Raw genomic sequence first — 21045 nt, 5'->3', positions numbered from 1 at the left:
CGGGCCGTGACGCTATCCTGTTTACCGGATCGTAGGGATCGCCGAACGAATCCTCGGCGCCGTGCGTCCCCGTCCGGAAAGCCCCATGCCCTTCGCGTCCGCCCGCGCCTTCGCTCGCCTCGCCGCGCTCGCCCTCGGCCTCGCCGTGGCGAGCTGCTCGCTCGCGCCGGACTTCTACCCGGCCAAGGGCGACAACGACCCGCATCCCGGGGTGCGGCGGGTCCATTCGCTGCCGGTGCACGGCATCGACGTCTCGCGCTGGCAGGGGGACATCGACTGGGATCGGGTGCGCAACGCCGGCACGAAGTTCGCTTTCATCAAGGCGACCGAGGGCGGCGACCACGTCGACCCGAACTTCCGCCGGAACTGGGAGGGCGCACGCCGCGCCGGGATCCCTCGTGGCGCCTACCACTTCGTGTTCTGGTGCCGCCCGGCGCACGAGCAGGCGCAATGGTTCATCGACAACGTGCCCAACGAGCCGGACATGCTGCCGCCGGTGCTCGACATGGAGTGGAACAACAATTCGCGCCTGTGCACGCGCCGCGTGCCGCGCGAGGAGGCGCTGGAGAAGACGCGCATCATCCTCTCCATGCTGCACCAGCACTACGGCCGCCTGCCGATCATCTACACCGACATCAACTTCCACCGCGACGTGCTCGAGGGCGAGAACTTCGACGCCACCTTCTGGCTGCGCTCGGTCGCCGCCGAGCCGCACGAGCGCTACCGCGACCGGCGCTGGGCCTTCTGGCAATGGACCCAGACCGGCACGGTGCCGGGCGTGCGCGGCGAGGTCGACCGAAACGCCTTCTACGGCAGCGAGCGCGAATGGGAGCAGTTCCTCGCCAGCGACTGCGACCCGCGCGATCGGCCGCGCCTCGAGCCCTTCGGCTATTGCCGCGACAAGGGCGTCTAGAGGACGGGCGCGTGAGCCGGCGTCACAGCCAGCGCCGCACCCGCGCCGCGTAGGCCTCCCATTCGGCCCCGAACCGGCGCGCGAGGTGCGCCTCCTCGCGCTCGATGGCGAGCTTCTGCACGAGGAGCGCCGCCACGACGGCGAAGCCGACGAGCCAGAGGTTGTCGAAGACGAGGCCGAGCCCGGCGGTGAGCAGCGTGTTGCCGACGTAGATCGGGTTGCGCGAGAACCGGAACGGCCCCCACGTCACGAGCGCGTTCGCGCCCCTGTGCGGCATGATGGTGGTGCGCGCCCGCGAGAAGGTCCACGCCGTCCACAGGTCGAGCCCGAGCCCCCCGAGGATCGCGACGACGCCGAGCACGCCGAGCGCCATGCCGCCGCCGTGGCTCGTGGGGACCAGGTTCCGCTCGATCAGGAAGCCGCCGACGATGGCCAGGAAGTAGACGATCGGCGGCCAGGGCCAGCGGTTGGGGGTGTCGTTCGCGGCCTGGCTCATCGCTCTTCCCTTCGTCGGGCGCGACCACCGGACCGGTGACACGCCACACCTGCCTGATATAACGCGGCAAACACCAATCGCGCGAGGAGCGCCCGCCATGATCCCCAACGCCGCACCCGCCTTCGACTTCGATCTCGGCGAGACCGCCGATGCCATCCGCGAGACCGTCGCCGCCTTCTCCCAGGAGACCATCGCCCCGCGCGCCGAGGAGATCGACCGGACGAACCAGTTCCCCCGCGACCTCTGGCTCCCCATGGGGGCGCTCGGGCTCCACGGCATCACCATCGCCGAGGAGGACGGCGGCACCGGGCTCGGCTATCTCGAGCATGTCGTGGCGATGGAGGAAATCTCGCGTGCCTCCGCCTCGGTGGGGCTGTCCTACGGCGCCCACTCGAACCTGTGCATCAACCAGATCGGCCGCAACGGCACCAAGGCGCAGAAGGAGCGCTACCTGCCCAAGCTGATCTCCGGGGAGCACGTCGGCGCGCTCGCGATGTCGGAGCCGGGCGCGGGCTCGGACGTGGTGTCGATGCGCACCCGCGCGGACAAGAAGGGCGACCGCTTCGTCCTCAACGGCACCAAGATGTGGATCACGAACGGCCCCATCGCCGAGACGCTCGTCGTCTATGCCAAGACCGACCCGGACGCCGGCCCGAAGGGCATCACTGCCTTCCTGATCGAGAAGGGCATGAAGGGCTTCTCCACGCACCAGAAGCTCGACAAGCTCGGCATGCGCGGCTCGGACACCTGCGAGCTCGTGTTCGAGGATTGCGAGGTTCCCGAGGAGAACGTGCTCGGGGAGGTGGGCAAGGGCGTGCGCGTGCTGATGTCGGGCCTCGACTACGAGCGCGCCGTGCTGGCGGCGGGGCCGCTCGGCATCATGCAGGCGGCGATGGACATCGTCATGCCCTACGTCCACGAGCGCAAGCAGTTCGGCCAGCCGATCGGCACGTTCCAGCTCGTCCAGGGCAAGGTCGCGGACATGTATGTTCGCATGAACGCCGCCAAGGCCTACGTCTACGCGGTGGCCAAGGCCTGCGACCGCGGCCGCACCACCCGCGAGGACGCCGCCGGCGCGATCCTCTACGCGGCCGAGCTCGCCACCCAGATCGCGCTCGACGCGATCCAGCTGCTCGGCGGCAACGGCTACATCAACGAGTACCCGACCGGACGCCTCCTGCGCGACGCCAAGCTCTACGAGATCGGCGCCGGCACGAGCGAGATCCGGCGCATGCTGATCGGGCGGGAGCTGTTCGAGAAGACGGCTTGAGGGGAGGCCGTCCCCGCCACGGCGCCGGCGCGCCGCTCCACGAGCACCTGTTTCTCCGGGTCCCGGACTTGCTTCGCAATCCGGGATGACAGGGGTTGTCACCCCCGGTCGCGAAGCGGGCCCGGGGCCTAGATCCGCGGGTGTGTCTCTCATCGTGCGCGGGAGCGCGCGCGTCCACGGACGCTGCCGGAGGCCATGCCCGCCACGGCGCTGGCGCGCCGCTCCACGAGCACCCGTGTCTCCGGGTCCCGGACTTGCTTCGCAATCCGGGATGACAGTCGTTGCTTGACTTCCATGATGAGAGAAATATTCTCACATCATGGAATCGACCGCAGCCCTCGCCGACCGCATTCGTGCCGCCCGGCACGCGCAACGCATGACGCTCGACGCGCTGGCCGAGGCGTCGGGCGTGTCGCGCGCGGCCCTGTCCAAGATCGAGCGCGGGGAGTCGAGCCCGACCGCGGCGCTGCTCGCGCGCCTGGCCGCGGGGCTCGGCACGAGCGTGGCGTCGCTGTTCGCCGATGCGGGGGAGGGAAACGATGGCGGCTCCCCGCTCTCCCGTGCGGCGGATCAATCCGCCTGGACGGACCCGCAGAGCGGCTATGTTCGTCGCAACGTCTCGCCGCCCGCGGCCAGGGGCGCCGCCGAGATTGTCGACGTGACCTTCCCGCCGGGCGGGCGCGTCGTCCTCGACAACGCGCTCGGCTGGCACGGCATCGCCCAGCAGGTCTGGCTCCTCGAGGGCAGCCTCGAGCTGACGATCGGTGGCGAGACCACGCGGCTCGCGGCCGGTGACTGCCTGTTCGTGCGCCTCGACGCCCCCATCGCCTTCCACAATCCCGGCGAGACGCCCGCCCGCTACGCGGTCGTGCTCTCGCGCCTGCCCGCCCGAGGGACGCCTCCAGCATGACCGCGTTCTCCATCCGCCGCCTCGGCGCCGACGACGCGCGCGCCGCCTGCGACGCGCTCACGGACATCCACCGCGCCTGCGTCGCCGACGGCGCCTCCGTCTCGCTGATGGCGGACACGCCCCGCGAGGCGGCGCTCGCCTTCTGGCGCGGCGTCGCGGAGGACGTCGCGGCGGGCGGGACGATCCTGATCGTCGCGGAGGACGGGGACTGCCGGGCGCTCGGCACGGTCCAGGTCTGTGCCTCCGGCAAGCCGAACCAGCCCCATCGCGGCGACCTCGCCAAGATGCTCGTCCATCCGCGGGCGCAGGGGAGGGGCATCGGCGCCGCCCTCCTGGCCGCCGCCGAGCGCGAGGCGCTGGCGGCGGGCCTCTGGCTCCTCGTCCTCGACACGGTCCCCGGCACCGCCGCCGACCGGCTCTATGCGCGGGGCGGCTGGGTGCCGGTGGGCGTCATCCCGGACTTCGCGCTGTGGCCGCAGGGCGGGCTCGGGGCGACGAAGCTGTTCTACAAGGACCTGCGGGGCTGAAGCGTCGCCCCGGCCGGCCCGAGCTCGAGCGTTCGGTCGATCGCGGCGCGTGCGAGGAACGTCTCGTCGTGGCTGACGACGATCAGCGCCCCGTCGTAGGACGCCAGCGCCGCTTCGAGCGCCTCGGTGGCGTCGAGATCGAGGTGGTTCGTCGGCTCGTCGAGCACGAGAAGCGCCGGCGGCTCGGATCGGCCGAGCGTGCAGGCGAGCCCGGCGCGCAGCCACTCCCCGCCGCTGAGGTCGCCGGCGCGCCGCAGCCCGTCGTCGGCGCGAAAGCCGAACCGCGCGAGAGCGGCCCGGCATCCGGTCTCGTCGGCATGCGGATCCAGGCGCCGGAAGTTCTCGCGCAGCGACAGGTCGGGGTCGAGCAGGTGGACGTGCTGGTCGAGGAGCGCGAAGGGCACGCGCATCTCGACCCGTCCCGCGAGCGGCGCCAGCGCGCCGGTGACGACCTGGAGGAGCGTGGTCTTGCCGCTGCCGTTCGGGCCCACGACCGCGAGCCGCTCCGGTCCGGTGAGCGTCAGGGCGAGGTCGGCGATGGCCGGCCGATCGGGGTCGTGGCCGGCGCGCACGCCCTCGAGCTGGAGGACCACCCTGTTCCGCGCGAGCCCGGTGGAGGGGAGATCCATCCGCAAGGGCTGGAGCACCTCGATGCGCTCGCGCGCGGCCGCGCCGGCCGTGAGCGCTTCCTCCAGCCGCGCATCGCGCAGGCGCGTATTGGCGCCGCCGGAGGCTTCCGAGCGTTCCTTGGCGGCATCGAGCAGGATCTTCGGCTGCCCTGCCTTCGCCCGCGACCGGTGCCCCGCGCCGTCCTTGCGCGCCTTCCGCTCGGCCACCTGCCGCGCCTTGCGGCGCGTCTCCGCGATCGCCTTCTCCGCGTCGGCGAGATCGCGGCGGGCGGCGTCGAGCGCGGCGTCCTTGGCGGTGCGGAAGGCCTCGTATCCACCGCCGTACCGGCTCGCGCCCAGCGAGGTCAGCTCGACGATGGCGTCCATGTGCCCGAGGAGCGTGCGGTCGTGACTGGCGACCAGCGCTCCCTTGCGCCAGCTCCGCAGGAGCTCGATCACCGCGCGACGCCCGTCCTCATCGAGATTGTTCGTCGGCTCGTCGAGGAGCAGGAAATCCGGGTCGGCGAAGACCAGCGCCGCGAGCCCCGCTCGCGTCCGCTCGCCGCCGGACAGGCGGGCGAGCGGCGTGCGCGGGTCCATCGCCAGGCCGCAACGGGCGAGGGCGATCTCGATCCGTCCCGGCAGCGTCCAGTCGGCCTGCGCCAGCTCGTCGATGCCGGCCTCGCCTCGCTCGGCGCGATCGATCAGCGCGAGCTGCGTCGCGGTGCCGAGCAGGTCGGCGATCGTGCCGGCGTCGCTCGCGGGCACCTCCTGGCGAAGGACGCCGAGCGTGCCGGACACCCGCACCGAGCCGCTCGTCGGCGGAAGCTCGCCGGCGACGAGCCGCAGCAGCGTCGTCTTGCCCGTGCCGTTGCGACCGACGATGCCGGTGAGCTCGCCACCGAGATCGAGGTTCAGCGCGGTGAGGACGGCCTCACCGCGAGGCGTGGCGAAGGACAGGTTGGAGAGGCTGATCGAGGCAGGCATGGCACGAAACGTCTCGCAGCGGCACCGAGGGGGTGGAGGTGGCGAGGCGCGTGTCCATGACGAAGGATCTCCTGGCTCTTCGATCGAGGCACGCACGTAGTGTGTTCCGGGTGGATGTGCAAGGTCGCCCGGCCCGGCCGGGCGGCGTCACCCCGGCTCCACAAGGTCCCACACGTTGCCGAACGGGTCCGCGAACTGCGCCACGACCCCGTAGTCCTCCCGCCGCGGGGCCTCGAGGAACCGCCCGCCGGCAGCCTCGATTCGGGCGCGGTCGCGGGGAAAATCGTCGGTGTGGAGAAAGAAGGCGACGCGCCCGCCGGTCTGGCCGCCGATGCGGGCGGCCTGGGTCGGCGTCGCGGCGCGGGCGAGGAGGATGTCCGAGCCGCCGCCGGGCGGGCGCACCACGACCCAGCGCTTGGTCTGCGAGAGCGGCGTGTCCTCGACGAGGGAGAAGCCCAGGCCCGCGACGAAGAAGGCGAGGCCGGCATCGTAGTCCGGCACGACGAGCGTCACCAGCGCGAGGCGCATCTCACGCCCCCGCGATCCAGCCGAAGCCCCACCAGGCGAGCGCGGTGAGCGCCACGAGCCACATCACGGCTCCGGCGAGGGGACGCGCGCGGCCCCGCGGCAGGGGCGGCCGGCCGGCCTCGACGCGGGCACGGTGATCGGCCAGCTGCTCGGGCGGGATCAGCCGGTGCAGCCCGGCGAGGCCGCCGACGACGACGAGGAGATCGTCGCCGAGCCCGGTGACCGCGTTCCAGTCCGGCACCAGGTCGAGGGGGCTCACGATGTAGAGCACGATGGCGGCGGCGAGGAACTTCGCCGAGCGCGGCGCGTGCGGATCGCGCACGGCCCGCGCCAGGGTGGCGAGGTCCGCACGGATACGGCGGGCGCCGTCGCGCAGGCTCACGAGGCCGCCTTGCGCGCGCGCGGCGGAGCCTCCACGACGTCGGCTGCGGGCGTCTTCGCGGCAGGCTTCTTCGCCGCCGCCTTTTTCGGCGCGGCGGGCTTCGTCGCGGTCTTCTTCGTCGCGGTCTTCTTGGCCGCCGCCGGCTTCGCGGCCTTCTTCGCCGGCGCCTCGCCGGCTTCACCGTCCGCCGCCGCCTTCTTGCGCGTCGTCTTCGCCGCGCCCGCCTTGCCGCCGGAGGCCTTGCTCCCGCTTCCCTTGCGCGCGGACGCCTTCTTCGTCCCGCCGGCGGCGCGACGCGCCTCGAGCAGCGGCAGCGCCTCGGCCAGCGTCACGGCGTCAGCCTCCGTGCCGTTGGGCAAGGTGGCGTTGGTCTTGCCGTCGGTGACGTAGGCGCCGTAGCGGCCGGCCTTGACCACGATCGGCTTGCCGCTCTCGGGATCCTCCCCGAGCGGCCGCCCGGGATCGCCGCCGCGCCGCCCGCCGGCGCCGCTCTCCTTGGCGACGATCAGGTCGATCGCCCGGTTGGCGCCGATCTCCAGCACGTCGTCGTCGCGCCCGAGCGAGGCGTAGGTCTTGCCGTGCTGCACATAGGGGCCGAAGCGTCCGATGCCGGCCTTGATCGGCTCGCCGGTCTCGGGGTGCTTCGCCACCTCGCGCGGCAGGGAGAGCAGCTTGAGCGCGATTTCCAGATCGACGCTGGACGGCGCGAGCCCCTTGGGCAGCGAGGAGCGCTTGGGCTTCGTGTCGCCGTCGGCCTCCCCGAGCTGGATGAAGGGGCCGAAGCGCCCGTCACGCAGCGTCACGTCGAGGCCGGTCTCCGGGTCCTTGCCCAGCACGCGTGTCCCTGGCTGGCCGCCCTCGGCGTCTCCCTCCGCGGAGGCGGCAGAGAGCTGGCGCGTATAGCGGCACTCCGGATAGTTCGAGCAGCCGATGAAGGAGCCGAACTTGCCGAGCTTGAGCGACAGCGTGCCGTCGCCGCACGACGGGCAGGCGCGCGGGTTCGAGCCGTCTGCCTTGGGCGGGAAGATGTGCGGGGCGAGGTAGTCGTTGAGCGCGTCGAGCACCTGCGTCGTGCGCAGGTCCTTGGTATCGCCCACCGCCGCCGAGAAGTCCCGCCAGAAATCGCGCAGCACCTGCTTCCAGTCGATCTCGTGGTTGGAGATCCGGTCGAGCTGCTCCTCCAGCGCGGCGGTGAAGTCGTACTCCACGTAGCGCTTGAAGAAGGCCTCCAGGAAGGCGACGACGATGCGGCCCTTGTCGTGGGCGTATAGCCGCTTCTTGTCGAGGGTGACGTACTCGCGGTCCTTGAGCACCTGCAGGATCGAGGCGTAGGTCGAGGGGCGCCCGATGCCGAGTTCCTCCATGCGCTTGACGAGGCTCGCCTCGGAATAGCGCGGCGGCGGCTCGGTGAAGTGCTGGGTCGCTGCGATGCGCTCGCGCTTCAAGGGATCGCCCGCGGACATCGGCGGCAGGCGGCCGGACTCCTCGTCCTCCTCGTCGTCGCGGCCCTCCTGGTAGAGGGTGAGGAAGCCGTCGAACTTCACCACCTGCCCGGTGGCGCGCAGGTCGAGGACGCGCGGGCCGACCTTGGCGGCGATGTCCGCCGTGGTGCGCTCGAGCTGCGCGGATTCCATCTGGGAGGCGATGGTGCGCACCCAGATCAGCTCGTAGAGCCGCGCCTGCTCGGGCTCGAGGTAGCGCGCGACCTGCTTGGGCAGGCGGCCCATGTCGGTGGGACGCACGGCCTCGTGCGCTTCCTGCGCGTTCTTGGCCTTGGTCGTGTACTTGCGCGGCACGTCGGGCACGTAGGCGTCGCCGAACTCGCGGCCGATCACGGCGCGGGCGGCGCGCACGGCTTCGGGCGCCATGTCGACGCCGTCCGTCCGCATGTAGGTGATGAGGCCCACCGTCTCGCCGCCGATCTCGACGCCCTCGTAGAGGCGCTGGGCGACGCGCATGGTCTGCGCCGGGGCCATGCCGAGCTTGCGCGAGGCCTCCTGCTGGAGCGTCGAGGTGGTGAAGGGCGGCTGCGGGTGGCGCTTGGCCGGCTTCGCCTCGATGGTCGACACCGAGAAGGTGGCGAGGTCGAGATCCTTCTTGAAGCGCTCCGCGTCCTCACCGTTGCCGATGTCGAGGCGGGTGATCTTCTTGCCGTCCGCGCCGACGAGCCGGGCGTCGAAGACGCCGCCGTCCTTGGTCGCGAGCGTGGCCACGAGGGACCAGTACTCGCGCGGCACGAAGCTCTCGATATCGCGCTCGCGGTCGCAGACGAGGCGCAGCGCCACCGACTGGACGCGGCCGGCCGAGCGCGAGCCCGGCAGCTTGCGCCACAGCACCGGCGAGAGGGTGAAGCCGACGAGATAGTCGAGCGCGCGGCGCGCCAGGTAGGCGTCGACCAGCGCCTGGTCGATCTCGCGCGGCGCGCGCATGGCGGCGGCGACGGAATCCTTGGTGATGGCGTTGAAGGTGACGCGCTCGATCGGCATGCCCTTGAGGACGCGCTTCTCGTTGAGCGCCTCCAGCACGTGCCAGGAGATCGCCTCGCCCTCGCGATCCGGGTCGGTGGCGAGGATGAGCTTGTCGGCGCCCTTCACGGCCTTGGCGATCTCGGACAGGCGCTTCGCGCCGCGGTCCTCGAGCTCCCAGAGCATATGGAAGTCGTTCTCCGGGTCCACGGAGCCGTCCTTGGCCGGCAGGTCGCGGATGTGGCCGAAGCTCGCCAGGACCTCGTAGTCCCGGCCGAGATACTTGTTGATCGTCTTGGCCTTGGCGGGCGACTCGACGACGACGACTTTCATTGAGGGGGATTCCCGGACGGGCGCGACGGAGACGTGGCACGCGCCGCCGCCGCCCCTGGGCGACGACGCGAAGGGTCTAAGTGGGCGAGCGCGGCGGCGCTGTCAAATCGGGGACGGCTCGCGCTCGCCCGCCGACGTGCCCCTCGTGCCGGCCTCACCCCGGCGGCTGCGCGTCGATCACCCGGTCGGTCGGGAAGTCGTAGATCCGCCCCGTCTCCTGCCACGAGGGCAGGGCGAGCGCGAGGATCTTGGGCGCGAGATCCTCGGGCGTCGGGAGCGTCAGCGGGTCCTCGCCGGGCATGGCGGAGGCGCGCATGCGGGTGCGCAGCGGGCCCGGATTGACCAGCATCACCTTGATCGCGGTGATGTTGCGGATCTCGTCCGCCCAGGTCCGCGCCAGCACCTCGAGCCCCGCCTTGGAGACGCCGTAGGGACCCCAGTAGGCCTTCGCCTTGTGGGCCGCCCCCGAGGTGACAAAGATCGCGCGCCCCGCGTCGGATGCGCGCAGCAGCGGGTCGAGCGAGCGGATCAGCCGCCAGTTGGCGGTGAGGTTCACCGTCATCACCGCGTCCCATGTGCCCTGGTCGACCTGGTTGATCGGCGCGAGCTGGCCGAGCAGCCCGGCATTGCCGAACAGCACGTCGACCTTGCCGTGGCGCTCGTAGAGCGCCGCGCCGAGCCGGTCGAGCGCGTCGAGGTCCTTGAGGTCGAGCGGGACGAGCGTCGCGCTCGCGCCCGCCGCGCGGATCTCGTCGTCGAGCTCCTCGAGCGCGCCCTGCGTGCGGGCCATCGCGACGACATGCGCGCCGGCGCGGGCGAATTCCAGCGCCGCCGCGCGGCCGATGCCGCGCGACGCGCCGGTGACGACGGCGATACGGCCCTCGAGCGGCTTGTCCATGGACGTCTCCCAGGGTCTCGGTCGGTCTCAGTCGGCTTCGGCGAGCAGCGCGAGGCGCTTGGGCGACTCGATGCCGAGATCGGTCAGCCCCGTCGGGTACTCGCCGGTGAAGCAATGGTCGGTGAATTGCGGCCGATCCGGGTTGCGGCCCGCGAAGCCGAGCGCGCGGTAGAGCCCGTCGATCGACAGGAAGGCGAGGCTGTCGGCGCCGATGTACTCGCGCATCGCCTCGAGGTCGTGCGTGGCCGCGAGCAGCTTGTCGCGCTCGGGCGTGTCGATTCCGTAGAAGTCCGGGTGCTTGATCGGGGGGCTCGCGATGCGGAAGTGCACCTCCTTGGCGCCGGCCTCGCGCATCATGCGCACGATCTTCACCGAGGTCGTGCCGCGCACGAGCGAATCGTCGACGAGGATGATGCGCTTGCCGGCGATGACGCCGCGATTGGCCGAGTGCTTCATCCGCACGCCGAGCTCGCGCACCGACTGCGTCGGCTGGATGAAGGTGCGCCCGACGTAGTGGTTGCGGATGATGCCCATCTCGAAGGGCACGCCCGAGGCCTGGGCGTAGCCGATCGCCGCCGGCACGCCGGAATCCGGCACCGGCACGACGACGTCGACCTCGGCGGGCGCCTCGGCGGCGAGCTGCGCGCCGAGGTTCTTGCGCGCCTCGTAGACGCTCTTGCCGTTCACGATCGAATCGGGCCGGGCGAAGTAGATGTACTCGAACACGCAGGGGCGCTCGGGCACCTGCGGGAAGGGCCGCAGGCTCTCGATGCCGTCGGCGGTGACGACCACGACCTCGCCGGCCTCGACATCGCGCACGAAGCGCGCGCCGATGATGTCGAGGGCGCAGGTCTCGGAGGCGAGGATGTAGCGCCCGTCGAGCTCGCCGATCACGAGCGGGCGGATGCCGAACGGGTCGCGCGCGCCGATCAGCTTCTTGTTCGACAGGCAGACGAGCGCATAGGCGCCCTCGAGCGCCCGCAGCGCGTCGAGGAAGCGCTCGACGATGCGCGGCTTGCGCGAGCGGGCCAGGAGCTGGAGGATCACCTCGGTGTCGGTGGTCGACTGGCAGATCGCGCCCTCGCGGATGAGCGCGCGGCGCAGGGTCAGGCCGTTCGTCAGGTTGCCGTTGTGGGCGACCGCGAAGCCGCCGGCGTCGAGCTCGGCGAACAGCGGCTGGACGTTGCGCATCACCGTCTCGCCGGTGGTCGAGTAGCGCACGTGGCCGATGGCGTTGCGGCCCGTCAGCCGCTCGATGACGTCGCGCTGCGAGAACGAGTCGCCGACGAGGCCGAGCTTGCGCTCGGCGTGGAAGCGCGCGCCGTCGAAGGTGACGATCCCCGCCGCCTCCTGGCCGCGATGCTGGAGCGCGTGCAGGCCGAGCGCCGTGATCGCGGCGGCGTCCGGATGGCCGAAGATGCCGAAGACGCCGCATTCCTCGCGCAGCGTGTCGCCGTCGAGGTCGTCGTCGCGGGCGTTCGTGGGAGCTTCGCTGAGCATGGCGGATCCTCGGGCGATGGCGATACGGCGGGTGTCGCGGTGCGTGGACCGGAGCGTAAACGGGGGCGCCCGCGCCGTCCCGGATGGGAGCGCGGGAGCGTTTCGAGTAGGCCCGGCCTCAGCTGCGGTCGGGCAGGGCCGTGTCGGCCGGCTCGCTCGGGTCGCCCTCGACCCGGGGCGTGCGGAACTGCTGGAGCACGCCCTCGGGGTCCTCGGGCATCATCGCGATGAGCGAGTCGCCGGTGGACTGGAGCAGCGCGCGGGTGCGGGCGGTCTCCGCCCAGCCGGGCATCTGGCCCTGAACCAGCCAGGCGAAGAACACCCAGCCGATCACGCAGATCAGGAAGCCGCGCGCGGCGCCGAAGACGAAGCCGAGCGTGCGGTCGATCGCACCGATCCGCGAATCGAGGATGAAATCGGAGAGCTTCACCGTGATCAGCGAGACGATGATCAGGGTGACGATGAAGATGCCCGCGATGGCCGCGACGAGGGCGATCGTGCCGTTGGCGATGTAGTCCTGCGCGAGAGGGAGGGCGAGCGGGTGCAGGAACCACGCCGCTGCGGCCGCCGTCACCCAGGCGACGATGGCGAGCACCTCGCGGGTGAAGCCGCGCACCATGGCGAGGAGGGCCGATATCAGGACGACGCCGATGACGACCAGGTCGAGGATGGGTACGGACATGATCTCGAGGGCCTGAGGGCGAAATGAGTCGTTTCGACGGCGCCGCCGTCTCGCGTCTCGGCAAAGCGTATAGCCGACGATTCCACGGCCGTCATCCTCGCTCGACCGCCCGCCCGCGCGAACGCGCGCCGCCCGCGGCGACGCTGCCGACGAGGTCGCCGATGTGCGCCATCTCGCGCGCGTCGAGGCCGCCGGACTCGCCGCGCTCGCCGCGGGCGACGGGCGTGACGGCGGACGAGAAGCCGAGCTTCGCCGCCTCCTTCATCCGCGTCGCCGCCTGCGACACCGGGCGCACCGCGCCGGAGAGGCCGATCTCGCCGAAATAGACGGCATCGGCCGGCAGCGGCGCCCCCGACAGCGAGGAGACGAGCGCCGCGGCGGCGGCGAGGTCCGCCGCCGGCTCGGTGATCTTCAGCCCGCCGGCGATGTTGAGGTAAATGTCGTGCATGCCGAGCTTGAGGCCGGCATGGGCCTCGAGCACCGCAACGACCATCGACAGCCGCGCCGGGTCCCAGCCGACCACGGCGCGCCGGGGCGTGCCGAGCGAGGAGGGCGCGACCAGCGCCTGCACCTCCACGAGGAGCGGGCGCGTGCCCTCCATGCCGGCGAACACGGCGGTGCCGGGCGCCGCGACGTCGCGCCCCTCCAGGAACAGGGCGGACGGGTTGCCCACCTCGGCGAGCCCCTTGCCGGTCATTTCGAAGACGCCGATCTCGTCGGTGGGCCCGAAGCGGTTCTTCACCGCGCGCAGGATGCGGAAGTGATGCGCCGAATCGCCCTCGAAGGAGACCACCGCATCGACCATGTGCTCGACCACCCGAGGGCCGGCGATCTGGCCGTCCTTGGTGACGTGGCCGACGAGGATCACCGCCGCGCCGGTGGTCTTGGCGAAGCGGATCAGCGCCTGGGCGGAGGCGCGCACCTGCGTCACCGTGCCCGGCGCCGAGTCGACCGTCTCCGTCCACATCGTCTGGATCGAGTCGATCACGGCGAGGGCGGGCGTGCGGCCCTGGCTGAGGGTCGCGACGATGTCCTCGACGTTGGTCTGCGCCGCGAGCTCGACGGGCGCGTCGGCGAGGCCGAGGCGCTCGGCGCGCAGCCGCACCTGGCCGACCGCCTCCTCGCCGGAGATGTAGGCGACGCGCTCGCCGGCCCGGGCCAGCGCGGCGGAGGCCTGCATCAGCACGGTCGACTTGCCGATGCCGGGATCGCCGCCGATGAGGATCACCGAGCCGCGCACGAAGCCGCCGCCGGTGACGCGGTCGAGCTCGGACATGCCAGAGGGCGTGCGCGGGGGCTCCTTCGACGAGCCGGCGAGGCCCTCGAGCGGGAAGACGCGGCCCTTGCGGGAGAGGCGGGTCGCGGCCGGGCCCGCCATCGGCGCGGCCTCCGCCGTCTCCTCGACGACGGAGTTCCACTCGCCGCAGGCCTCGCACTTGCCCTTCCAGCGATTGTAGACCGCTCCGCAGTTCTGGCAGATGAAGACGGCGCTGCGCTTGGCCATGTCAGCCACCCGTTCCCGTGGCCGTTCCCGTGGCCGTCCCCGTGCCGTCTCCCACGTAGACGCGGCGGTAGCGGTCGCCGAGCCCAGTGAGGATCTCATACCCGATCGTGCCGGCGCGCATCCCCACCTCGTCGATCTCGAGCCCGTCCCCGATCATGACCGCCGTCCCGCCGCGCCGGGCGGCGTCGGCCGGCGCCTCGGTGACGTCGAGGATCGTGAGGTCCATCGAGAGCACGCCGGCGAAGGCGCAGCGCACGCCGCCCACGAGCGCCTGGCCGAAAGGGGTGCCTGCGCGGATCTTCGCGTCGGTGCCGCCCGCCGCGCGGGGGTAGCCGTCGGCGTAGCCCAGCGCGAGCGTGGCGAGGCGGCGCGGGCCGGGCGCGCTCCAGTGCGTGCCGTATCCGGCGCCCGCGCCGGCCGGGACGTCGCGGACCTGCAGGATCGTCGCCTCGAGCCGCACCACCGGCCGCATCGGGTTCTCGCGGCCGGGCGTCGGGTTGCCGCCGTAGAGGCTGTAGCCGGGACGGGCGAGATCGCAGGCCGGGGCGTCGGGAAGGAACCCGCCCGACGAGTTCGAGAACGAGGTCCGCGCGCCGGGGAAGGCCCGCATCAGCGCCCGGAAGGCCGCCGCCTGCCGGGCGTTGATCGGATGGCCGGCGTCCTCGGCCACGACGAGGTGCGTCATCAGGAGCATGTCGCCCAGTGCGGCGAAGGCGCCCTCTGCCCGGAGCGCGAGCGCCTCCTCCACGGGAACGCCCAGCCGGTTCATGCCGGTGTCGACGTGGAGCGCCGCCGGCAGCGCGGTGCCGCCGCAGGCCTCGACCCACTCGCGCACCTCGTCCGCCGAGCCGAGCACCGGACGCAGGTTCGCGGCGACGAGCTCCCCCGCGCCGCCCGGCAGCAGGCCGTCGAGGAGATAGATCTCGGCCGCGGGATCGACCCGCCGCACGCGCCGGCCCTCCGACACCTGCGCCACGAAGAAGGTCCGGCATCCCGCCGCCGCGAGCGCGGGCACCGCGCGCTCGATGCCGGTGCCGTAGGCGTTCGCCTTGACCACGGCCGCGCAGGCGCCGTCCCGCGAGCGGTCGCGCAGGAGCCGCCAGTTCGCGCCGAGCGCGTCGAGGTCGATCGTCAGGACGGCGGCGTCGGCGCCGGGCGCGCGCGTGCCGGGCTCTTCGGGAAAGGTCATGCGCGCCTCAATCCCCCATCCGCTCGGGCAGCTTGTCCTCGTCGGCGAGGTTGGTGAACTTGGTGATGTCCGCCTGGAAGGCGAGCTGGACCGTGCCGGTGGGGCCGTGGCGCTGCTTGCCGATGATCACCTCGGCCTTGCCGTGCGCGGCGTCCATCTCGGCCTGCCACTTGAAGTGCTCCTCCGTGCCGGGCTTGGGCTCCTTGTTCTTGAGATAGTACTCGTCGCGGTAGACGAACATGACCACGTCGGCGTCCTGCTCGATCGAGCCCGATTCACGCAGGTCCGAGAGCTGCGGGCGCTTGTCGTCGCGCGACTCGACCTGGCGCGAGAGCTGGGAGAGCGCCACGATCGGCACCGCCAGCTCCTTGGCGAGCGCCTTGAGCCCCGTCGTGATCTCGGTGAGCTCCTGGACGCGGTTCTCGCCCTTCTTGCCCGAGCCCGAGAGCAGCTGGAGATAGTCGACGATGAGGATGTCGAGCCCGCGCTGGCGCTTGAGCCGGCGCGCCCGCGCCGTGAGCTGCGCGATCGAGATGCCGCCGGTCTGGTCGATGTAGAACGGCATCTGCTGCATCTCGCGGGCGGCGTCCGTGATCTTGTAGAACTCGTCCTCGCGAATGTCGCCGCGGCGGATCTTGTAGGAGGGCACGCCCGACTGCTCGGCGATGATGCGGGTGGCGAGCTGCTCGGCCGACATCTCGAGCGAGAAGAAGCCGACGATGCCGCCGTTGACGGTCTCGAGCGTCCCGTCCTGGCGCTTGTCGCTGCGATAGGCCTTGGCGATGTTGAAGCCGATGTTGGTCACGAGCGAGGTCTTGCCCATCGCGGGGCGCCCCGCGAGGATGACGAGGTCGGAGGGCTGGAGCCCGCCCATCATCCGGTCGAGGTCGACGAGGCCCGTCGAGATGCCCGAGAGCTTGCCCTCGCGCTGGTAGGCCTTGGCCGCCATGTCGATGGCCGCTGTCAGCGCGTCGGTGAAGCGCTGGAAGCCGCCGTCGTAGCGACCCGTCTCGGCCAGCGCGAAGAGCTTGCGCTCGGCCTCCTCGATCTGCTCGCGCGGGGAGGATTCCACCGGCGCGTCGAAGGCCGTGTTGACCATGTCCTCGCCGATGCCGATCAGCTGCCGGCGGGTGGCGAGGTCGTAGATCGTGCGCCCGTAGTCGAGCGCATTGATGATCGTCGTCGCCTCCGCGGCGAGGCGCGCGAGGTACTGCGAGACGGTGAGGCCGCCGAGATCGGCGTCGCCGAGATAGGTCTTGAGCGTGATCGGCGTCGCGACCTTGCCCGCCTTGATCAGGCTCGCCGTCACCTCGTAGATGCGCCGGTGCAGCTCCTCGTGGAAGTGCTCCGGCAGGAGGAAGTCGGAGACGCGGTAATAGGCCTCGTTGTTGACGAGGACCGCGCCGATGAGCGCCTGCTCGGCCTCGACATTCGACGGCGCGAGCCGGTACTCGCGGTCGGGCTCGTCGAGCCGGGCGACGAGTGCGGGGCCGAGGAGGGCGCCTTGAGCCATGGTGCTTACGTGTTCCCGAATCGTTTTCCTGTCCGGGGCCACCCTAGAGCAGCGAATGCGGCCGCGAAACGGCGGTGCCCGCATGCCGCCCGCGGCCCCGCGCAATCCCCGTTCTCCACAGCACGCCGTCGGTGCCGTGCCCAAATCGGGTCGGGGGGCTTGCCCTGGATCAAGGCGGGACGGTGCCGCCGGCGCGTATCAGGACTTTGCGGGGCCTGGACGAGGAGCGCAGACATGACGAAGAGCGAGGGAGAGGGCGCGCGTGCCCTCGAGGCCAGGGTGGAGGCGCAGACCATCCTCCTCATGGAGATGATGCGTCGCCTGGGCGTGCCGCCCGCGGCGGCTCAGGACGAGGCGGCGCGTGCCGCGCACGGCGAGGCCGAGGGAGCCTGCGCGGCCTGCGCGGAGCAGGTCGCCTGCGCCGCCGTCCTCGACGGCTCCGAGCCCCTCCTCGAGCCGCCGTCGTTCTGCGCCAACTCCGACTACGTGCGCCGCGTCCGCGGGCATTGACCGCCACGGCGCCGAACCCGGCCCCCTGCGGCGATTCGCGCGGGGGGCGATCCGCGCTTCCGGGAAGGGCAGTCATGGATTAACCTTTGTTCCACACGTATCTGCCGCGCGTTTGCGTCTCCCGCCGACGACGGCCGCGGATCTGGAACATATGGTCAAGTACAGCGCTCTCTTCGCCCTCGCCGGCATCGTCCTGATGGGGCTGTCGCTCCTCACCGACGTGCCGGTCTCGCCGCTGGTGCCGATCGCCACGCTCACGCTCGCGGCGGTGCTCTACCTCGCCCGCGAGGTCTCGGCCTTCATCCGCATCCTGATCGCGCTCATCGCCGGCGCCCACGCGCTCCTCGCGGCGCTCTACCTGGTGGATGCGCTCGGCGCGATGCCGGCCTTCATGGCGGATTTCACGCCCCCGGTCTCGATGCCCGCGGCCGCGGGCATCTTCGCGGCGGTGGTGGCGGGCGTCGGGCGGCTCCCGGTCATCCGGCAGATCACGATCCTGACGGACCCCTACTTCACCTCGCACCAGATCGGCGAGGTGCGGATCTGGCCGTTTCCGTCGGTGCGGGCGCAGGAGCGCTACATCGGCACGACGATCCTCGCCATCGTCGTGATCATGCAGTTCGCGCTCGTCGCGATCTCGGTGCGGCTGTCCTACTGGAACCGCGACTGGTTCAACGCCATCCAGGAGCGTGACGCGGAGACGTTCTGGCGCCTGCTGCTCACCGTGTGGGTGATGTGGGTGGTCATCGCGGTGACGATGGCGATCTACCAGTACGCCATCCGCATGACGCTCGACATGCGATGGCGCGCCTGGCTCACCGAGCACTACACCGCGCGCTGGCTCTCCGAGGCGACGCAGTACCGGATGCAGGTCTTCGGGAACCAGACCGACAACCCCGACCAGCGCATCCAGGAGGACGTGCGCAAGTTCACCTCGCTCACGCTCTCGCTGACGCTCGGCATCCTCTCCCAGGTGTCGACGCTGGTCTCCTTCTCCGTGATCCTGTGGACGATCTCGGCGGACTTCACCTTCCCGGGTACGTCCGTCGAGGTGCCGGGGCTCCTGTTCTGGATCGCCCTCGTCTACGCCATCGTCGCCACCTGGGTGACGCACCTGATCGGCCGGCCGCTGATCTCGCTCAACTTCCTCCAGGAGCGGTACGAGGCCGACTTCCGCTTCTCGCTCGCGCGGATGCGCGAGTACGCCGAGCAGGTCTCGCTCCTGCGCGGCGAGCCCGCCGAGCGGGCGTCGCTCGGGCGGCAGTTCGGGCTGATCATGCAGAACTTCTTCCGGCAGGTCTCGGTCTCGAAGCGGCTCATCGCCTTCACGTCGTTCTACGACTACTCGAACTCCGTCGTGCCCTACGTGATCGCGGCGCCCTTCTATTTTGCCGGCACGATCCAGCTCGGCGTGATGACGCAGACCGCGGGCGCCTTCGCCCGCGTCGAGGGCGCGCTGTCCTTCTTCATCAACGCCTACCAGACACTCGCCGAGTACAAGGCCGTCGTCGACCGGCTCACCTCCTTCGAGGGTTCGATCGACCGTGCGCGGACGGCGGCCAAGAAGACCGGCGAGATCGCGCTCCTCGACCACGACGGCGCGGACCTGCGTCTCGACGGCGTCGTGGTGCGCCTGCCCGACGGGTCCGCCATCGTGCGCGCGAACGGGCTTTCTTTCGCGCCTGGCGGGTCGGTGCTGCTCGCCGGTCCGTCGGGCACCGGCAAGTCGACGCTGTTTCGCGCGATCTCGGGCATCTGGCCCTTCGGCGAGGGCGCGGTGAAGCGCCCGCGCGGAGCCGCCATCATGCTCTTGCCGCAGCGCCCGTACCTGCCCGGCGGGACGCTCCGCGGCGCGGTGGCCTATCCCGCGCCGGAGGACGTCTACGACGACGCGGCGATGATCGCGGCGCTCGAGGCGGTGAGGCTCGGCCACCTCGCGCCGCTCCTCGCCGAGGACCGGATCTGGGCGCAGACCCTCTCGCTCGGCGAGCAGCAGCGCCTCGCGGTCGCGCGTGCCCTGCTGGCGAAGCCGGACTGGCTGCTGCTGGACGAGGCCACCGCCGCCATGGACGAGCCGACCGAGGAGGCGATCTACCGCGTGCTGACGGAGCGCCTGCCCGACACCACGGTGGTCTCGATCGGCCACCGCTCGACGCTCAACGCCTTCCACCAGCGGCGCATCGACATGGTGATGGGCGAGGGCGGCTTGTACGAGCCGGCGGACGTGCGGGAGAAGGCGGCGGCCGAGTAGGCGCCTCTTCGTCCCGCGACCTGCCCATCCCGTCGCCAGCCTGCCTCCCTTTTCGGCCTGCCGCGAAATTGACAGCGCCCTCGGCATTTGATCACATGGTCAAAACTAGAGCCGGTCCAAAAGAGACCTGCCGAGGGTGAACGTGTCCGACCACTTCGCGAGCGAGGCCCCGCGTGCGTATCCGCGCGGCCTCGAGGGAGGCTCATGCCGTGAGCACGCATCCTGACATCGGCGCCGGGCGCATCCCGGCGGAGGCGATCGAGGCCGGGTTCGGGGACCTGCATCCCGCGCTCGACAGGAACGAGGCGCGCGTCGCCTCCGAGCGCTGCCTGTTCTGCTACGACGCGCCCTGCATCCAGGCCTGCCCGACGGGGATCGACATCCCGCTGTTCATCCGCCAGATCATGACGGAGAACCCGCAGGGGGCGGCGAAGACCATCCTCGACGCCAACATCTTCGGCGGCATGTGCGCCCGGGTCTGCCCGACGGAGACGCTCTGCGAGGAGGCCTGCGTGCGCATGGCCGAGGGCAAGCCCGTCGAGATCGGGCGGCTCCAGCGCTACGCCACCGACGCGCTGTTCTCGGCGGGCCGCCAGCTCTACCGCCAGGGCGCCGCCACCGGCGCGCGGGTCGCGGTCGTCGGCGCCGGGCCGGCGGGGCTGTCCTGCGCCCACAAGCTCGCGACGCTCGGCCACGCGGTCGACGTGTTCGAGGCGCGGGAGAAGGGCGGCGGCCTCAACGAGCACGGCATCGCCGCCTACAAGACCACCGGCGGCTTCGCCCAGAAGGAGGTGGCGTACATCCTCGAGGTGGGCGGCATCACGGTCCACCACGGCAAGCGCCTGGGCCGCGACATCACGCTCGCCTCCCTCGCCGCCGAGTACGACGCGGTCTTCCTCGGGCTCGGCCTGCAGGCGGTGAACGCGCTCGGCGTCGACGAGGGCGGGCTCGCCAACATCGAGGACGCGGTCGCCTTCATCGAGCGCCTGCGCCAGACGGACGACCTCTCGACGCTGCCCATCGGCCGCAAGGTGGTCGTGGTCGGCGGCGGCATGACGGCGATCGACGCCGCCGTGCAGGCGAAGAAGCTCGGCGCGGAGGAGGTCACGCTGGTCTACCGCCGCGGCGCCGATGCCATGCCCGCTTCGCGCTACGAGCAGGAGGTGGCGCTGACGAACGGCGTCGTCATCCGCCATTTCGCCCGGCCCTACGCGGTGCAGGGGGAGGGCGGCGCGCTCGCCTCGGTGCTGTTCATGCGCACCGCGCTCGAGGGCGGCAAGCTCGTCGACACCGGCGAGACCTTCGCGCTGCCCGCCGACCAGCTGTTCAAGGCGATCGGCCAGCTCTTCCTGCCGACCGACGTCGCCGACGAGAGCGCCGTCCTCGAGATGGACGGCGTGAAGATCAAGGTCGACGTCGAGTGCCGCACCTCGCTGCCCAAGGTCTGGGCCGGGGGCGACTGCACGCGCGGGCGTGACCTCACCGTCGTCGCGGTGGAGGACGGCAAGCAGGCCGCGCTCTCCATCGACCGGGCGCTCGCCGCCCGCCTGGCCGTAGCGGCAGAATAAGGGAGGACGAG

Annotated in this window: 18 protein-coding genes; 7 read left to right on the top strand and 11 right to left on the bottom strand. The window is 71.5% G+C overall.

From position 1 onward, the window contains the following. The first annotated feature begins 85 nt into the window (after positions 1-85). The gene (locus G407_RS0103905; protein WP_029029768.1) at positions 86-913 is read left to right on the top strand and encodes a glycoside hydrolase family 25 protein; all 828 of its coding nucleotides are present in this window, start codon (positions 86-88) and stop codon (positions 911-913) included. Between the two features lie 22 nt (positions 914-935). Here the strand turns inward: G407_RS0103905 and G407_RS0103900 are convergent, their stop codons facing one another. Continuing rightward, positions 936-1409: a methyltransferase family protein gene (locus G407_RS0103900; protein ID WP_029029767.1), complete on the bottom strand. Its 474-nt coding sequence runs from the start codon at positions 1407-1409 to the stop codon at positions 936-938. Between the two features lie 97 nt (positions 1410-1506). On the opposite strand from G407_RS0103900, the gene G407_RS0103895 reads away from it, so the two are divergent. The 3 genes from G407_RS0103895 (at position 1507) to G407_RS0103885 (ending at position 4116) form a co-directional block, all read left to right on the top strand. Next, positions 1507-2679, top strand: a complete 1173-nt coding sequence (locus tag G407_RS0103895; protein WP_029029766.1) for an isovaleryl-CoA dehydrogenase — start codon at positions 1507-1509, stop codon at positions 2677-2679. A 319-nt stretch (positions 2680-2998) separates the two neighbouring features. Next, entirely contained in the window at positions 2999-3589 is a 591-nt protein-coding gene (locus tag G407_RS0103890; RefSeq protein WP_029029765.1) for a helix-turn-helix domain-containing protein, read from the top strand. Next, the gene (locus G407_RS0103885; RefSeq protein WP_029029764.1) at positions 3586-4116 is read left to right on the top strand and encodes a GNAT family N-acetyltransferase; all 531 of its coding nucleotides are present in this window, start codon (positions 3586-3588) and stop codon (positions 4114-4116) included. The genes G407_RS0103890 and G407_RS0103885 overlap by 4 nt, the downstream gene beginning before the upstream one ends. Here the strand turns inward: G407_RS0103885 and G407_RS0103880 are convergent. The 10 genes from G407_RS0103880 to G407_RS0103835 all read right to left on the bottom strand — a co-directional run bounded on the left by G407_RS0103880 (position 4095) and on the right by G407_RS0103835 (position 16705). Then, positions 4095-5711, bottom strand: coding sequence for an ABC-F family ATP-binding cassette domain-containing protein (locus G407_RS0103880; RefSeq protein ID WP_029029763.1), 1617 nt, complete (start codon positions 5709-5711; stop codon positions 4095-4097). The genes G407_RS0103885 and G407_RS0103880 overlap by 22 nt on opposite strands. A gap of 147 nt (positions 5712-5858) precedes the next feature. Further along, positions 5859-6239: a VOC family protein gene (locus tag G407_RS0103875; RefSeq protein ID WP_029029762.1), complete on the bottom strand. Its 381-nt coding sequence runs from the start codon at positions 6237-6239 to the stop codon at positions 5859-5861. A gap of 1 nt (position 6240) precedes the next feature. Further along, positions 6241-6621: a YkvA family protein gene (locus tag G407_RS0103870; RefSeq protein ID WP_029029761.1), complete on the bottom strand. Its 381-nt coding sequence runs from the start codon at positions 6619-6621 to the stop codon at positions 6241-6243. Next, the gene (gene topA, locus G407_RS0103865; protein ID WP_029029760.1) at positions 6618-9419 is read right to left on the bottom strand and encodes a type I DNA topoisomerase; all 2802 of its coding nucleotides are present in this window, start codon (positions 9417-9419) and stop codon (positions 6618-6620) included. The genes G407_RS0103870 and topA overlap by 4 nt, the downstream gene beginning before the upstream one ends. Before the next feature lie 154 nt (positions 9420-9573). Continuing rightward, positions 9574-10317 (bottom strand): SDR family NAD(P)-dependent oxidoreductase, encoded by a 744-nt coding sequence (locus G407_RS0103860; protein ID WP_029029759.1) that lies wholly within the window; start codon positions 10315-10317, stop codon positions 9574-9576. Positions 10318-10344: 27 nt separating this feature from the next. Then, positions 10345-11817 carry an amidophosphoribosyltransferase gene (purF, locus tag G407_RS0103855; protein ID WP_029029758.1) on the bottom strand — a complete coding sequence of 491 codons (1473 nt, stop codon included), beginning with the start codon at positions 11815-11817 and terminating at the stop codon, positions 10345-10347. A gap of 118 nt (positions 11818-11935) precedes the next feature. Beyond that, positions 11936-12499, bottom strand: coding sequence for a CvpA family protein (locus G407_RS0103850; protein WP_029029757.1), 564 nt, complete (start codon positions 12497-12499; stop codon positions 11936-11938). A 91-nt stretch (positions 12500-12590) separates the two neighbouring features. Further along, a complete protein-coding gene (gene radA, locus G407_RS0103845) occupies positions 12591-14003 on the bottom strand; it encodes a DNA repair protein RadA (protein WP_029029756.1) in 1413 nt (470 codons plus the stop codon). A 1-nt stretch (position 14004) separates the two neighbouring features. After that, positions 14005-15192: an alanine racemase gene (gene alr / locus G407_RS0103840; RefSeq protein ID WP_052340927.1), complete on the bottom strand. Its 1188-nt coding sequence runs from the start codon at positions 15190-15192 to the stop codon at positions 14005-14007. A 7-nt stretch (positions 15193-15199) separates the two neighbouring features. Then, on the bottom strand, positions 15200-16705 hold the full coding sequence (locus tag G407_RS0103835; protein ID WP_029029754.1) for a replicative DNA helicase: 1506 nt from the start codon (positions 16703-16705) through the stop codon (positions 15200-15202). A 234-nt stretch (positions 16706-16939) separates the two neighbouring features. On the opposite strand from G407_RS0103835, the gene G407_RS0103830 reads away from it, so the two are divergent. From G407_RS0103830 to G407_RS0103820, 3 genes are all read left to right on the top strand, one after another. Continuing rightward, positions 16940-17215 (top strand): DUF6455 family protein, encoded by a 276-nt coding sequence (locus G407_RS0103830; RefSeq protein WP_029029753.1) that lies wholly within the window; start codon positions 16940-16942, stop codon positions 17213-17215. A gap of 151 nt (positions 17216-17366) precedes the next feature. Continuing rightward, entirely contained in the window at positions 17367-19466 is a 2100-nt protein-coding gene (locus G407_RS0103825) for an ABC transporter ATP-binding protein/permease (RefSeq protein WP_029029752.1), read from the top strand. Between the two features lie 209 nt (positions 19467-19675). Then, positions 19676-21034 carry an NAD(P)-dependent oxidoreductase gene (locus G407_RS0103820; RefSeq protein WP_029029751.1) on the top strand — a complete coding sequence of 453 codons (1359 nt, stop codon included), beginning with the start codon at positions 19676-19678 and terminating at the stop codon, positions 21032-21034. Positions 21035-21045: the final 11 nt, after the last annotated feature.

Source organism: Salinarimonas rosea DSM 21201, assembly GCF_000429045.1.
Taxonomy (GTDB): domain Bacteria; phylum Pseudomonadota; class Alphaproteobacteria; order Rhizobiales; family Beijerinckiaceae; genus Salinarimonas; species Salinarimonas rosea.
This window is presented reverse-complemented; position numbering and strand designations above follow the sequence as displayed.

Bases quoted from the DNA above. Each gene is read 5' to 3' on its own strand.
- G407_RS0103875 (WP_029029762.1), bottom strand. From the start codon at position 6,239: ATGCGCCTCGCGCTGGTGACGCTCGTCGTGCCGGACTACGATGCCGGC.
- G407_RS0103830 (WP_029029753.1), top strand. From the start codon at position 16,940: ATGACGAAGAGCGAGGGAGAGGGCGCGCGTGCCCTCGAGGCCAGGGTG.
- alr (WP_052340927.1), bottom strand. From the start codon at position 15,192: ATGACCTTTCCCGAAGAGCCCGGCACGCGCGCGCCCGGCGCCGACGCC.
- G407_RS0103835 (WP_029029754.1), bottom strand. From the start codon at position 16,705: ATGGCTCAAGGCGCCCTCCTCGGCCCCGCACTCGTCGCCCGGCTCGAC.
- G407_RS0103880 (WP_029029763.1), bottom strand. From the start codon at position 5,711: ATGCCTGCCTCGATCAGCCTCTCCAACCTGTCCTTCGCCACGCCTCGC.
- G407_RS0103860 (WP_029029759.1), bottom strand. From the start codon at position 10,317: ATGGACAAGCCGCTCGAGGGCCGTATCGCCGTCGTCACCGGCGCGTCG.
- radA (WP_029029756.1), bottom strand. From the start codon at position 14,003: ATGGCCAAGCGCAGCGCCGTCTTCATCTGCCAGAACTGCGGAGCGGTC.
- G407_RS0103825 (WP_029029752.1), top strand. From the start codon at position 17,367: ATGGTCAAGTACAGCGCTCTCTTCGCCCTCGCCGGCATCGTCCTGATG.
- G407_RS0103900 (WP_029029767.1), bottom strand. From the start codon at position 1,409: ATGAGCCAGGCCGCGAACGACACCCCCAACCGCTGGCCCTGGCCGCCG.
- G407_RS0103890 (WP_029029765.1), top strand. From the start codon at position 2,999: ATGGAATCGACCGCAGCCCTCGCCGACCGCATTCGTGCCGCCCGGCAC.
- G407_RS0103895 (WP_029029766.1), top strand. From the start codon at position 1,507: ATGATCCCCAACGCCGCACCCGCCTTCGACTTCGATCTCGGCGAGACC.
- G407_RS0103850 (WP_029029757.1), bottom strand. From the start codon at position 12,499: ATGTCCGTACCCATCCTCGACCTGGTCGTCATCGGCGTCGTCCTGATA.
- G407_RS0103885 (WP_029029764.1), top strand. From the start codon at position 3,586: ATGACCGCGTTCTCCATCCGCCGCCTCGGCGCCGACGACGCGCGCGCC.
- purF (WP_029029758.1), bottom strand. From the start codon at position 11,817: ATGCTCAGCGAAGCTCCCACGAACGCCCGCGACGACGACCTCGACGGC.
- topA (WP_029029760.1), bottom strand. From the start codon at position 9,419: ATGAAAGTCGTCGTCGTCGAGTCGCCCGCCAAGGCCAAGACGATCAAC.
- G407_RS0103905 (WP_029029768.1), top strand. From the start codon at position 86: ATGCCCTTCGCGTCCGCCCGCGCCTTCGCTCGCCTCGCCGCGCTCGCC.